General features: G+C 47.0%; 12 protein-coding genes. 10 read left to right on the plus strand and 2 right to left on the minus strand.

Features of this window, described 5'->3' with window-relative positions; genetic code table 11:
• Positions 1–118: 118 nt before the first annotated feature.
• From C9I99_RS25070 to phnR, 3 genes are all read left to right on the plus strand, one after another.
• Positions 119–1,192, plus strand: a complete 1,074-nt coding sequence (locus tag C9I99_RS25070; protein ID WP_107351564.1) for a putative 2-aminoethylphosphonate ABC transporter ATP-binding protein — start codon at positions 119–121, stop codon at positions 1,190–1,192.
• Positions 1,193–1,209: 17 nt separating this feature from the next.
• Complete coding sequence (locus C9I99_RS25075) at positions 1,210–2,946, plus strand: putative 2-aminoethylphosphonate ABC transporter permease subunit (protein ID WP_107351565.1); 1,737 nt, start codon at positions 1,210–1,212, stop codon at positions 2,944–2,946.
• Positions 2,947–3,148: 202 nt separating this feature from the next.
• Positions 3,149–3,853, plus strand: coding sequence for a phosphonate utilization transcriptional regulator PhnR (gene phnR / locus C9I99_RS25080; protein ID WP_107351566.1), 705 nt, complete (start codon positions 3,149–3,151; stop codon positions 3,851–3,853).
• Positions 3,854–3,946: 93 nt separating this feature from the next.
• Here phnR and C9I99_RS25085 read toward each other — a convergent pair whose 3' ends face one another.
• Both C9I99_RS25085 and C9I99_RS25090 read right to left on the minus strand, forming a co-directional pair.
• Entirely contained in the window at positions 3,947–5,422 is a 1,476-nt protein-coding gene (locus C9I99_RS25085) for a Na+/H+ antiporter NhaC family protein (RefSeq protein ID WP_107351567.1), read from the minus strand.
• A 16-nt stretch (positions 5,423–5,438) separates the two neighbouring features.
• Entirely contained in the window at positions 5,439–6,782 is a 1,344-nt protein-coding gene (locus C9I99_RS25090) for a glutamine synthetase family protein (RefSeq protein WP_107351568.1), read from the minus strand.
• 345 nt (positions 6,783–7,127) lie between these two features.
• On the opposite strand from C9I99_RS25090, the gene C9I99_RS25095 reads away from it, so the two are divergent.
• The 7 genes from C9I99_RS25095 (at position 7,128) to C9I99_RS25125 (ending at position 14,819) form a co-directional block, all read left to right on the plus strand.
• The gene (locus C9I99_RS25095) at positions 7,128–7,913 is read left to right on the plus strand and encodes a gamma-glutamyl-gamma-aminobutyrate hydrolase family protein (protein ID WP_107351569.1); all 786 of its coding nucleotides are present in this window, start codon (positions 7,128–7,130) and stop codon (positions 7,911–7,913) included.
• Positions 7,870–8,427 (plus strand): HTH-type transcriptional regulator PuuR, encoded by a 558-nt coding sequence (gene puuR / locus C9I99_RS25100; RefSeq protein ID WP_107351570.1) that lies wholly within the window; start codon positions 7,870–7,872, stop codon positions 8,425–8,427. Before C9I99_RS25095 ends, puuR begins: the two co-directional genes overlap by 44 nt.
• Positions 8,428–8,452: 25 nt before the next feature.
• Positions 8,453–9,931: an aldehyde dehydrogenase gene (locus C9I99_RS25105; RefSeq protein ID WP_107351571.1), complete on the plus strand. Its 1,479-nt coding sequence runs from the start codon at positions 8,453–8,455 to the stop codon at positions 9,929–9,931.
• A gap of 19 nt (positions 9,932–9,950) precedes the next feature.
• Positions 9,951–11,228, plus strand: a complete 1,278-nt coding sequence (locus C9I99_RS25110) for an NAD(P)/FAD-dependent oxidoreductase (RefSeq protein WP_107351572.1) — start codon at positions 9,951–9,953, stop codon at positions 11,226–11,228.
• A 19-nt stretch (positions 11,229–11,247) separates the two neighbouring features.
• Entirely contained in the window at positions 11,248–12,117 is an 870-nt protein-coding gene (gene aguB, locus C9I99_RS25115) for an N-carbamoylputrescine amidase (protein ID WP_107351573.1), read from the plus strand.
• Positions 12,118–12,219: 102 nt separating this feature from the next.
• Positions 12,220–13,314: an agmatine deiminase gene (aguA, locus tag C9I99_RS25120; protein ID WP_107351574.1), complete on the plus strand. Its 1,095-nt coding sequence runs from the start codon at positions 12,220–12,222 to the stop codon at positions 13,312–13,314.
• Positions 13,315–13,388: 74 nt separating this feature from the next.
• Entirely contained in the window at positions 13,389–14,819 is a 1,431-nt protein-coding gene (locus C9I99_RS25125; protein WP_107351575.1) for an NAD-dependent succinate-semialdehyde dehydrogenase, read from the plus strand.
• Positions 14,820–14,832: the final 13 nt, after the last annotated feature.

Consider the following 14,832-nt stretch of genomic DNA (forward strand, 5'->3'; position numbering starts at 1 on the left):
ATTTTTTGCCAGAAATGAGCTCTATTCTAACAAGTTCTTTTTTCCGTAAAATTTATGTCATTTAACTGTAACTGACTACCACTACTTTTGGTATATACCAATTTAAGTGAGTAGAACCATGGAAACGTATCTGAAGACTGAAAATGTCAGCAAGCATTACGGACAGTTTACTGCGCTGAACGACATTTCCCTTGATATCAATAAAGGTGAATTTGTTTGCTTTCTTGGCCCTTCGGGCTGCGGTAAAACAACTTTGCTGCGTGCCATTGCCGGTCTCGATCTAGCATCTTCAGGCAAAATTACTCAAGGTGATATAGACACTACTTTCCTTGCGCCGGAAAAACGAGACTTCGGTATCGTGTTTCAGTCTTATGCTCTGTTCCCGAACCTGACCGTGGCTGAGAACATCAGTCTTGGGTTACGCAATCAAGGGAAAGACAACAAAACCGTTAACGATACGGTTAACCATTGGCTAGGTGTTATTGGCCTACCTGATTCTGGCATGAAATACCCGAACCAGCTTTCCGGTGGCCAACAGCAACGTGTTGCCCTCGCCCGCGCGCTGTCATTATCACCAGGTCTGTTACTGCTTGATGAACCGTTGTCTGCCCTTGATGCAAAAGTACGAACTCACCTGCGTGAAGAGATCCGCCGCCTGCAACGCCAGCTTGGCATAACGACCATCATGGTTACCCACGATCAAGATGAAGCACTGGCTATGGCAGACCGTATCGTCGTCATGAACCACGGTGTTATCGAGCAAGTCGGTACCCCACAGGACATCTATGAAAACCCAGCCTCTCGCTTCGTGGCTGATTTCGTTGGGAACATGAACTTCATTCCGGCTTCCGTCGTCAGCGACAACCAAATCCGAATTGGTGAATCTTTGCTGCCAAAACCATGTGACAAACTACACCGTGGTGAGCAGGTGGAATTGGGCCTACGCCCAGAGGACCTTCACTTTCTTGAAATCGGTAAACAGAGCGACTCAAGCTTCCCAGTTCAAATCGAAGAGTTGGAGTTCCAAGGCACCTTTGTTCGCGCCGAGTGCAAGCTGCAAGGTGAACACCAAGGCAAGATGTTGAAAGTGGATGTGCCTATTCGTGAATTAAGAGAACTCCAGCTTGAGCGTGGTCACTTCCATTACGTGAACATGTCCAAGAAACATACCCATATCTTTCACGCGCAATAAAGAGCATGGATATAAAGATGAACGCAATTACCAATGAACGTGTAACAACCTCACGTCAACCAAGCATTGAACAGCGCCTAACTGTGTGTAGAAACTCGCTGAGCCGAGATAACATCACCCTTGCTGTCATTCTCCTTATGCTTCTGATCTTTCTTGGGATCTTTGTACTCGGCCCAATGTTTGCCATGCTGCAGAAAAGTGTGCTGAACAACCAAGGGGAGTTTGTTGGCCTACAGAACTTTGCCAACTACTTTTCTTCACCCGCGCTGTGGCAATCATTGAAAAATACCGTCAGTATCGGCTTAACCGTCACTTTCTTTGTTGGTTTTCTCGCCTTTGGCTATGCCTATGCCCTAACGCGTAGCTGTATGCCACTCAAAGGCCTATTCAATGTTCTGGGCGCGGCACCGATCTTGGCACCGTCGCTTCTACCGGCAATCAGCCTGATCTACCTGTTCGGTAATCAAGGGATCGCCAAGGAAGTGTTGATGGGCAACTCGGTGTACGGACCAATCGGGATAGCGTTGGGTTTGATCTTTTGGACTTTCCCTCATGCGGTGATGATCTTGACCACCTCGCTAAAAACATCGGATGCCCGTCTGTATGAAGCAGCTAAGGCATTGAATACATCGCCGTTCAAAACATTTTTCGTTGTTACCTTACCAGCCGCCAAATACGGTCTGATCAGTGCCTTGATTGTCGTCTTCACCCTCGTGGTATGTGACTTTGGTGTTCCAAAGGTTATCGGCGGCAGCTACAACGTGCTGGCAACCGATATTTTCAAGCAAGTCGTTGGCCAGCAAAACTTCTCAATGGGTGCGGTAACCAGTGTTATCTTGCTTACCCCTGCCATTTTAGCGTTCACCGTTGATCGCTGGGTAAAGAAGAAACAGCAAGGCTTATTCGACTCTCGCTCGGTCGCATACACACCTGAACCAAACAAACTACGTGATGGCCTGTGCTTCCTGTTCTGTAGCCTGATTTCTCTGTGCATATTGGCGGTGATTGGTATGGCTGTTTATGGGTCGTTGGTCACCTTCTGGCCTTGGAACCTGACCCTTAGCCTAAACAATTACAACTTCGGTCAATTCAGTACCTATGGCTGGGCCCCTTACTTCAACTCAATCAAGCTGGCGAGTCTGGTTGCGGTGTTTGGTACGATTGTGATTTTCATTGGTGCCTACTGTATGGAAAAAGGCCGTGCCTTTACACCTATTCGTAATCTGCTTCAGATGATTGCGATTATTCCGATGGCGGTACCGGGCATGGTTTTGGGTTTGGGTTACATCTTCTTCTTCAATAACCAAGCAAACCCAATGTCGGTGCTCTACGGCACCATGGCTATCTTGGTGATAAACACAGTGATCCACTACTACACCGTCGGTCATATGACAGCACTGACGGCACTTAAACAACTGCCAGCAGAAGTGGAAGCGATTTCGGCATCGATCAAAATGCCTCAGTACAAGGTGTTCTTCAAGGTTACCCTGCCTGTATGCCTACCGGCAGTACTGGAAATTGCGGTCTACATGTTCGTCAATGCCATGACCACAACATCGGCTATCGTATTCTTGTACGCAACCAATACTATGCCAGCGTCGGTCTCGGTACTGAACATGGACGATGCAGGCCAAACTGGCCCAGCTTCAGCAATGGCAGTCATGATTTTACTTACCGCTGCGGTTGTGAAGCTTAGTCATGTCGGTACTATCCAGATAATTGAGCGTTACACCCAAGCCTGGCGTAAACGTTAATAGCATGACTTTGGTTAATCACCACTAAACATGCTTCAATTCACCAAACGGTAATAGACCCCCTATAACGTCACATTGCCGTTTATTCTTTTTATACAGAACTTCAGAAATGATAACGATATAATGCCAATCCGATTGCTTTTACCCTCTACGCGAGTCACTTATCAAGGGTAATCGAATTAGCATTTACATAGGATCAATTGTGCAATATTTAAAAATCATGGAAGCCATCAACGAGCAGATTGAAGCTGGTCTTCTTGCAGCTGGGAATAAGTTGCCAGCCGAGCGTCGGCTCGCTGAATCATTCAATACCACAAGGGTGACCTTGCGTGAGTCCCTCGCCTTATTAGAAGCAGAAGGGAAGCTGTACCGCGAAGACCGCCGGGGCTGGTTTGTCTCACCGACTCCGTTGAGCTACGACCCGACCTACACCACTAACTTTCCACAGATGGCGAAAGAGCAAGGCCGTATTGCCCGTACAGAACTCATCGATGCCAAGCGAATGCCCGCCAGCCGACGAGCTGCATCATTGCTTAACGTGCCCCCCCTATCAGAAGTCTATCGTATCGACCGCTTACGTTTTCTTGATGAGCGTCCAGTCGTGGTCGTGACCAACTTTATACTACCCAAATACTTTCCCAACTTGCTTGAGAAGTCATTTATCTCATCACTGACAACCCTCTATAAAGAGGAGTATGGCGTGATCTATTCGAAAACCCGATACCGCGTCAGCACCACTTCGCTACTTGGTGAAACGGCTCAGTACCTGCGAGCGACAGCTGGTAGCCCTGCGATGCTGGTCGAGCGCCTGAATTACGATCAGAACGACAATGTCATTGACTGTGACTTGGAGTACTGGCGCCATGATGCTATTTGCATCGAGTCGGTCGCCATGCTGCCCAAATAACCATAAGACATTTATTTGTTCAAATGCAGCAAAGCCAGGACCTTTCAGACCTGACTTTTTATCGATTAAAACAAATATTTAACCACAAATACGTTAGGCAACAACCACGAAAAAGACAGCAGTTGAAATAATTCCAATTAATGCATATGGCATCTGAGTGAGAGCATGCTGCATCGCAGTACAACCTGAACCTTGAGCCGACAATACCGTTGAATCACTGAAGAAGCATGAATGACTACCTGCCGCAGAGGCAGAAAGCAACGCACCGACCGTTATGTGAACAGGTACACCAAGATGCGCACCCAGTGGGAAAACAATTGGCATCGCTACTGCGAATAGGCCCCAAGATGATGCCGTTGCAAATACCAATGCCGTCATCACCAAGAAAATAATGACAGGGAACAAAGTGGGCGATAACCATGGTGAAACCGCTTCGATAACATATTCCGTCAGTCCCAGTTGATCATTGACGTTCTTCAGCATGAAGCCACCAACGACGGTTGCCAATGGAACCATCATAACTTTTATCCCATCATAGATAGCATCAAACATTGAACTTAAAGACAGCAGCCGCTGCATGCCATAGAAAAAGATAGTGAACATAATAGCGACAAATACACCGGCTAACAGGTCAATATCAAAGTACCAGCTTGCTGCAACCAGCACGACCATAGGCAAAACAAAGTTCAGTACACCCAATGTGGCATTTGAATGCGGCTTGATATTTTCACCAAAGTTAATTTCTGTCGCGCCCTCTGGTTTTACCTGTCCCTGCTGAGCCCGCAGTTCAGCCTTTTTCATTGCCCCAATATTTGGCAACTTGTCCATAGCAACAAGGAATACAACCGCAAGCGTCACCCAACCATAGGCCATGTACGGGATAGCCTGAATATAGACACTCAAGCCTTCACCGGAAGCCGCGATATCATTGCTTTCGAGTAGTGAGCTGAAAAAGACGGCCCATGTCGAGATAGGAATAATGATACAGATTGGCGCAGCAGTTGAGTCAACAAGGTAAGCCAGTTTCTCTCTAGAGATTTTGTAGCTATCTGTGATCCTCTTCATTGATGATGAAATGGCGATGGCGTTCAGATAATCATCAATGAATACCAAGATACCTAACACAAAAGTCAACAGCATTGATTGCTTACGGCTTTTCACTTTATTGACTAACACCTGGCTTAGGCTAAGGATACTGCCACCTTTCTCAAGGATAGCGATTAACCCTCCCATTAAGCCGCAGACCAAAATGACCCAAGCAATCGTTTCATCCATCATCACGCTCATTGATACATCGACAACACCACCGACAAACTCGGTAGGTTCGATCATCAAAAGTCCCATGATGGCCCCACTAAACAGTGCTTCAACAGTACGGTGGGTTAAAAGAGCAAAGGCCAGCACGAATACCGTTGGTAACAAACTTAGCCAACCATATGCCTGCCCCTCTTCATGGAGGCTGCCAATCGATGCAAAACCGATGATGGCGCCAAATACAGCAAACAGATAGAGCCAGTAACTACTATTGAACTTCACCGGTGTTTCAAGCACCGTGTTTTGGGTTGTCATACAAATTCCCTCTTCTTTAGGCGGAATGCAGCATCCATTCAACTTCTAATGGAGTTACAGCACTTTCGAACTCAGCAAGCTCACTTTGCTTGCAAGCATGATAAATGTGTAAAAACTCTGTCGGTAAGTAATTCCCAAATTCCCCTCTTTCTAGTTCTGCGAGTGCATCAGACATACGAGTGGGAATGGACGGAGCTGTCTCACTCAGCGCTTCCGGGCATTGTTCTGGAGTGAACGTCTCTGCGGCAAGTACATTGGCTAACACGACCGAAGCCAATATATAGGGGTTAACATCTGCACCTGCTATACGGTGCTCGATCCGGCGGTTGTTGCTGTCACTCATCGGGATTCTTAAGGCAACGCCCCGATGGTTATGGCCCCAATCGGCTTTCGTTGGTGTATATGACCCCGCCGAGAAACGGCGGTAAGAATTGACGTTTGGGCAAAGCAGTGCAATTGAACTGGGGACAGCATGGATCATGGCGGCTAAGGTTTGATAGAAAAACGGGCTTGCTGCACCCTTTTGATCTGAGAACAAATTCCTTCCGGCCTCATCAACGATGCTTAGATGAATGTGTTGTCCATTACCCGCCTCATGGGCAAACGGTTTGGCCATAAAGGTGACATCGAAGTTATGCAGGTGGGCCACTTGGCGAATTAACCGTTTGGTGAGCAATACTTGATCACAGGCATTAAGCACATCTTGTTGGTGATTGAAATTAATTTCAAATTGACCTGGGGCTGATTCAGACAGTGCGCCTGATGTATTCAGCTCTTGCTCAGCCGCTGCAGTATTAAGATCAGAGAGAAAATCAGCATAATCATCGAGATTCTCTATGTCATATACAGCGGTATCTCTTTCTTGCATCCTTTTCTTTGGATTGAAAGCGGGCTTAACTAAGCCATTCTCCATCCGACTCTTATCAACCAGATAGAACTCCAATTCCAATGCGACAACAGGAAACTGACCTTTACTATGAAGCTGTTTTTGTAAATCTTCCAAAACATTACGAATGAATAAAGATGTCGGCTTTTCGCCTGATGCGTCCATCATCGTCAATAGCAATTGGGCCACATTGGGGTTTACCGTTCTCGTTAACGTATTGGGTATCGGGAAGCATAAATGATCCGGTTCTCCCAACTCTTCACCCAGCCCAGCTTCCTCTACTACGCTTCCCGCCATGTTCAAACTAATTGTTGAGACAGGAAGAGGTACACCTTTTTTGACTTTTCCCAGCGCTTTAATGGGAATGCGCTTTCCACGCGGACACGCATTAATATCCGTAAAAACCAAGTCTACAAATTCTATTTCAGGCCATTTTTGTAAAAAATTTCTGACCTCAGAATCAAATGCATCCATACATTATTCTCCCAGGAGATTTCTTGATATCAGGTGTTGTTGGTTTTGATCGCCCATCAATTATTTAGAACGCAAAACTAATAACACAACATGTAGATATGAAAAATATTTCTCTTAAATTAACAACTTATCCAAAAATGAGAGAAACACCAACACACCAAACCTGAAACAAATTATTAACATAAACCCTGAAATGCTCAATATTTCGAACACAAATAATCTTCAAAATTGCCATTTTGGTGACAGAAATCACAAAAAAAGCATTCCACACCCCAATCAAACTTGCGGTAACGGCATTCGATTTGTAACTTAAGTGTTAAATATTTCGAGCAAGGAACAACAACAATGAATAATTTGCCAGTCATTGCTATTGCATGCTGTGAAAAGACGTTGAGTGGCTATGCTATCCAATCTGTTAACCAGTTTTACATTGATGCAGTCTCTGACTTTGGCGGCGTTCCGTTGCTATTCCCTGCAGCAGCCAAAGGCAATCAATTACAAAACCTATTAAAGAATGTTGATGGGATTTTATTACCCGGTAGCCACTCAAATGTTGCCCCCCACCGCTACGGGGCAAAACACAATGAAAATATGATTGATGAAGGCCGTGATGATTTAGTGTTTCAATTAATTGAACAAGCCATAGAGAACAATATTCCAACACTGGGTATTTGCCGAGGCTTCCAAGAGATCAATGTTGCGATGGGCGGATCACTTTATCCATTTGTCCATCAAGCCGGCTTTAATGATCATCGCGAAGATGCCACAGATGATTTCGCACAAAAATATACAGAAAAGCATTCAGTGATGGTTGAGCATGGTGGTCATTTCTCTCAATGGCTTAGCGAACAGAAAGAGATACCGGTTAATACCTTACATAACCAAGGAATTAAAAAGCTCGCGCCGGACCTACGCGTTGAAGCTTGTGCGACCGATGGTTTAATAGAAGCTGTTAGCCTTGATGGCCATCCTTATTTTGTTGGCGTGCAATGGCACCCAGAATGGCAAGCAAAACACAATCAGTTCTCTCAATTTTTATTTAAACACTTTATTATGGCTTCATCACAACGAAATGGAGTCAGGCTAAGTGGACAACGAAGCGATAGGAAAAAAAATCGCCAACTTACGTAAGCAAAAAGGGTTATCACAACGTGAGTTAGCCGAAAGAGCACAGATGACAAACAGTGCCATCTCGTCAATTGAAAACGGTAAGGTCAGCCCTTCCGTCAGCTCTTTACAGAAAATTGTTAATGTATTTTCTCTTTCTTTGTCCGAGTTCTTCACCTTCGAACAAGACAGAAAAGAAAAAATTAAAGTCGTCATTCCTGAAGATGAATTAGTTGAAATAGGCAGTGAAGCTGTTTCGATGAAATTAGTCAGTAATGGCACGACTGAGCGAAAAATGGGGTTTCTTATCGAAGAATATAGCCCTCATTCAAGCACTGGTGCTTCAGAAATCCGCCATGAAGGCGAAGAAGCCGGCACCGTGCTCGAAGGTGAAATAGAACTGGAATACAACGGAGAAATATACCTTATTCGTCAAGGCGAATCGTATCTCATTGACACGACCATTGCCCATAAATTTACAAATAGATCCGACAGGGTTTGCAGAATTATTAGCGCGCACACACCAGCGACTTTCTAGCACCCTGTCCTTTTAAGGAGAGTGTATGAAATCGCAAATGGAATGGATTGAATTACAGAACCAAACGAAGCTTGAAACCCGCGCCTTTATTAATGGTGAATATTGCCAAGCATTAGATAATGCAACGTTTGAAACTGTCAATCCTGCAACAGGAAAGAAGCTTGCTGATATTGCCCGCTGCAAACAACAAGATGTCGATATTGCGGTTTCACATGCTCGCCAAGCCTTCCAGGCTGGTGACTGGCAGAACCAAAGCCCCGCTAGCCGCAAAGCCATACTTCAGCGCTTTGCAGACTTAATTACATCTCATCATGACACGTTGGCTCTGCTGGAATCACTCGATACCGGCAAGCCAATCGCCCATGCTTACAGTACAGATATTCCCGGTGCAGCCGCTTCATTGCGTTGGTATGCCGAAGCATTAGATAAAGTCTATGGCGAAGTGGCCCCGACCGAAAAAGACGTGCACGCTTTTATTAGCCACCAGCCAATCGGGGTTGTTGCAGCGATTGTGCCGTGGAACTTTCCGCTGTGGCTGGCGTGCTGGAAACTCGGGCCAGCTCTCGCGGCAGGTAACAGTGTCATCCTCAAGCCCTCAGAGAAATCCTCCCTAACGGCTATCTACCTTGGACAGCTTGCCAATGAGGCTGGATTTCCAGCCGGCGTCTTCCAAGTTATCACCGGGCTTGGCCACGAAGCAGGTGAGGCCCTGGCCCGCCATTATGATGTCAACTGTATTACATTCACCGGCTCAACCAAGGTTGCGGGTCAGTTAATGGTGAACTCCGGCGAAACGAACCTCAAGCGAGTTTGGGCCGAAGCTGGCGGTAAGAATGCAAATATCGTTTTCGCGAATTATAGCAATCTTGATCAGGCCGCAGCCGAAGCGGCCGGGGGCTGCTTCTATAACCAAGGTGAAGTCTGTGTAGCAGCAACCCGACTTCTCGTTGAGGAGAGCATTAAAGATGAATTTATAGACAAAGTTGTTACTGCCGCTCAACGTTTTGCCCCAAAGGATCCGCTTGATCCAAGCTGCTGTATGGGCACGCTCATTGATAATGAGCATAAACAAAAAGTCCTCGATTACGTCACCCTAGCCCAAGAAGAAGGCGCAACAGTGATTTGCGGTGGCGATGTCAAAGGAGATGCGGCATTTGTTGCTCCAGTCATTTTAGATAACGTCAGCAATGAAATGCGGGTTGCTCAGGAAGAAATTTTCGGGCCTGTACTGTGTGTTATCTCTTTCAAGGATGAAGAGGATGCCATTCGCATCGCCAACGACTCACAGTATGGCCTCGGGGCTGCCGTTTGGACATCGGACCTGAGCCAAGCACACCGAGTGGCAAAACAGCTGGAAGCCGGTTCGGTCTGGGTAAACAACTACAACGAAGGGGATATGACAGTACCGTTCGGTGGATTCAAAATGAGTGGCAACGGACGTGATAAGTCATTGCATGCTTTTGATAAATTTACTGAAACAAAAACCACTTGGATTCGCCTGTAGCCAACTAAAGGATTAGACCATGACCACACACACTGATTCATTCTACGCCAACTCTGTGCCCAATATGCCGACCTATCCGCAGCTTCAAGATAACATTGAAGTCGATATTTGTGTCGTCGGTGCCGGGTTTTCTGGCCTGTCTTCGGCCCTGCACCTTGCTGAAAAAGGCTTCCGTGTTGCAGTGCTTGAAAGTGCCAAGGTTGGCTTTGGTGCTACAGGGCGAAATGGCGGCCAAATCGTCAACAGTTACAGCCGAGATGTCGATGTTATCGAACAACGCTATGACTCAAAAACAGCGTCCAAGTTGTGCAACATGATTTTCGAAGGGGGTGATATCATTCGTCAGCTTGTCAAAGATCACAATATCGACTGTGACCTAAAACAAGGTGGCCTATTCACTGCGCTCAATAACAAACAGCTTCAAGGGCTTGAAGAGCATAAGAAAAATTGGGAACGCTATGGTAATACTCAGCTGACCCTGATGGATCAAGATGACGTTAGGCAAGCAGTGGGAACCGATGCCTATGTCGGGGGCTTGCTTGATATGAGTGGTGGTCATATTCACCCGCTCAAATTGGCACTCGGTGAAGCCAATGCATTTGTCAAAATGGGAGGCCAGATTTTCGAACAGTCTGCGGTGACCCGTATTGAGAAAGGCCAAATGCCCGTTGCCCACACAGAAAAAGGGGCTGTTAAAGCCAAATACCTTGTTTTGGCAGGTAATGCATATCTCGGTGGACTGGCACCAAACATCAGCAACAAAGCCATTCCGTGTGGCACCCAGGTTGTCGCGACAGCACCGTTAAATGAAGAACAACTCAAGACGATTCTTCCTTCAGATTACTGTGTTGAAGATTGCAACTACCTACTCGATTACTTCCGTCTAACAGCCGATAAGCGATTATTGTTTGGTGGCGGTGTTGTATACGGTGCCCGTGACCCACAAAATATCGAGCAGATAATCCGCCCGAAAATGGACAAGGTATTCCCACAACTCAAAGGGATCCAATTCGACTATGCGTGGACAGGTAACTTCCTACTTACTTATTCCCGTATGCCGCAGTTTGGCTGCTTCAGTGACAACATCTACTACTTGCAAGGCTACAGTGGCCACGGGGTTACCTGTACTCACCTAGCAGGAAAGTTACTGGCAGAAGCACTAACCGGTCATGCCGAACGCTTTGATGCCTTTGCTTCACTCAAGCATTACGCCTTCCCGGGCGGTCGCCATTTCCAAATTCCTTTCACGGCAATGGGTGCAGCTTACTACAACCTTCGCGACAAACTGGCAATCTAAGAACCTCAAGGACGATTTCATGACAAGAAAAGTAACTTTTGCTGCAGTGCAACTCGCTATCAGCTGGGATCTCGATAAAAACCTCGAAAAGATCCGCCAGAGTGTAAAAGAAGCCGCCGCCAATGGTGCCAATGTGGTTGTTTTACAAGAACTGTTTGCAGCACCTTACTTTTGCAAGAAGCAAGATGCCAAATACTTCGAATTAGCACAAAGCCTCGAAGGCAGTCCACTTATTCGTATAATGAGCGACATTGCCAAAGAGCTTAATGTCGTGCTCCCTATCAGCTATTTCGAGAAAAGCGGCAATACTTTTTTCAACTCGCTCGTCATGATAGATGCCGATGGTACTGTGCTGGACAATTACCGGAAGTCACACATTCCCGATGGTCAGGGCTACAGCGAAAAATTCTATTTCAGCCCGGGCGATACTGGATTCAAGGTGTGGGATACAAAATTTGGTCGGTTTGGCGCAGGGATCTGCTGGGATCAATGGTTTCCAGAGCTCGCACGTGCGTTGGTACTACAAGGTGCAGAAGCGATCTTCTACCCGACCGCCATTGGCTCGGAGCCACAAGATCCTACCTTGGATTCCCAAGGACACTGGCAGCGTACCATGCAAGGACATTCAGCGGCTAACTTAGTGCCTGTAATTGCATCAAACCGCACTGGGATTGAATCTGATGACGGTATTGAAACGACCTTCTATGGCTCCTCGTTCATTACCGATCATACGGGTGACAAACTCGCAGAAGCTTCGCGTGATGAGGAAGGCATTATTTATGCGCAGATCGACCTCGATACGACTGTAAAAGCACGCCATAGCTGGGGACTGTTTAGGGACCGCCGTCCCGATTTATACGGCCAGGTTAATTCCCTCAGCACAAAATAATACGGCTAAAACCTGAACTGCTAACGGGCATCGGCATGAATAACGTTGATGCCCATAAAATGAAGCGGTAATCAGCTCACCACCAGCATAGAGAGCTTGTATATGGAACTTGTAACAACACCTAGACAAGATGGCTTTACCTTTCCTGCTGAGTTTGCTCCCCAGCAAGCAGTTTGGCTTGCATGGCCTGAACGTCAAGACAATTGGCGTAATGATGCCAAACCCGCTCAACAAGCTTTCGCAGAAGTGGCAAATGAAATCAATCGGGTCGTGCCTGTTACGGTCGCCGTCAGTGAAGCGCAGCGAGACGAAGCGAGGCGACAGCTGAGTCCCTCCGTTCAACTTGAGGTCATGGCTTACAATGATGCCTGGATGCGTGATATTGGCCCGACAATAGTCACAAACGCTAGAGGTGAAAAACGTGGGATCAGCTGGCGCTTCAACGCGTGGGGGGGCGATTTCAATGGGTTGTATTCCCCTTGGAGTGATGATGACAAAGTGGCAGAAAGAATTTGTAACCATCTTGATATCGATCACTACCGTGCGCCATTTGTCCTTGAAGGCGGGGCTATCCACACCGACGGTGAAGGTACACTTTACACAACCTCTGAGTGCCTATTAAGCCAGGGGCGCAACCCTGACTTAACCCAAGATGAAATAGAGCAGTACCTCGCCGACTATCTTGGTATCACTAAGGTGATCTGGCTACCCAAAGGGCTGTTCAATGACGAGACCGATGGACACATTGACAACCTGCTCCACGTTATTGCCCCTGGTAAAGTTGTTCTTAGCTGGACCGATGATGTCAATGACCCGCAATATCAGATATCACGTGAAGCGCTTCGGGTTTTGGTCAATAGCCTGGATGCCAAAGAGCGCACCATTGAAGTCATTAAACTACCTATCCCGGGACCTCTGTATTTGAAGGAAAACGAAGCCGCAGGTATTACCCCCTCAAAGGGTATGAAGCGAAGTGCCGGTGAACGCTTGGGCGGCTCTTATGCGAATTTTCTGATGATCAACAAGACAATTTTCCTGCCGGAATTAGACTGCCTGACCGACCCTATGGCTAAATCACTTTTGCAAAATGCCCTCCCCGACCACCAGATTGTCAGCATTCCGACCCGCGAAGTCTTACTGGGCGGTGGCAACATTCATTGTATTACCCAACAAATCCCTACGGGAGGTGCCACATAACCTCTCATCAACAAGCACGTCTTTACCTAAAGCCTTGGAGTAAGGCTAGTTATTAGCATTAACTAGGACACATTATGGAACAGATAAAGAACAAGAGTTTGCTCTCTTTTATGAGCGAACCGGACTGTCACACCCTAAAAGTCACCAATCCTGCCACCATGGCGGTATTAGGGCACGTGAAAACCACTACGTCAGCGCAGCTTTGTGACATTATTGAAACCGCGCACCTTGCTCAAAAGTCATGGGCATCACTCACGGCTAAAGAGCGCGCAGCCAAGCTGACTAAGTGGTTTCGGCTGATCATAGAAAACCAAGATGATCTCGCCCGCTTGATGACGTTAGAACAGGGTAAACCTCTCGCCGAAGCAAAAGGAGAAGTGCTATATGGCGCCAGCTTCGTCGAATGGTTTGCTGAAGAAGGCAAACGGGCTTACGGTGATTCCATTCCAGGCCATACCGCAGACCGCCGTGTTATCACGGTTAAACAACCCGTTGGGGTGACTTGTGCCATCACGCCTTGGAATTTCCCTATTGCGATGATCACCCGTAAGGCGGCACCTGCACTTGCTGCGGGTTGCAGCTTTATCGTCAAACCGTCAGAGCTAACGCCATGCTCAGCATTGGCAATCGCCCAGCTAGCATATCAAGCAGGAATCCCCAAGGATGTTTTCCAAGTGGTTTGCAGCTCAAACGCCAAATCAGTCGGTGATACTTTTACCCATCACCCGCTTATCAGAAAGCTCTCTTTTACCGGCTCTACCCGAGTCGGAAAGCTTCTCATGGCGCAGTGTGCCGATACGGTAAAAAGAACGTCCATGGAACTCGGTGGTAACGCCCCGTTCATTGTTTTTGACGATGCAGATATCGAGAGTGCCGTACAAGGTGCTATCGCCTCAAAATTTCGTAATGCAGGCCAGACTTGTGTCTGTGCCAACCGCTTTTACGTTCACAGTAAAGTCCACGACGAATTTGTCCTGAAGTTCAGAGCCGCCGCTGCCGAACTCAAAATCGGTAACGGCTTGGACAATGGCGTCACACTTGGCCCAATGATCAGCCAAGCCGCAAAAGAAAAAGTAGAGCACATTATCCAGTACGCTGGTGAGCAAGGAGCAACACTGGTAACCCCACAACATCAGCACGATGGGCTATTTTTGTCACCGGCAATTCTGGTGGATGTTGAACAGCATATGGACATCGTTCAGGAAGAGATCTTTGGCCCTGTCGCCCCAATTTTGCGCTTTGATACTGATGAAGAATTAATCGAAATGGCCAACGACACCCCCTACGGCCTCGCTTCATATTTCTACAGCCACAATATCAAGCGGATCTGGAAAGTTGCCGAGGCGTTGGACTACGGCATGGTCGGGATCAACGAAGGGATCATCTCCACTGAAATAGCCCCATTCGGTGGTGTAAAAGAGTCTGGCATTGGCCGTGAAGGTGCCAAACAGGGACTAGATGAATACCTAGATATTAAATACATGTGTTTTGGCGGTATAGCATAAAAGGAAATTAGCC

It is taken from the genome of Photobacterium lutimaris (assembly GCF_003025555.1).
In the GTDB taxonomy this organism is placed as follows: domain Bacteria; phylum Pseudomonadota; class Gammaproteobacteria; order Enterobacterales; family Vibrionaceae; genus Photobacterium; species Photobacterium lutimaris.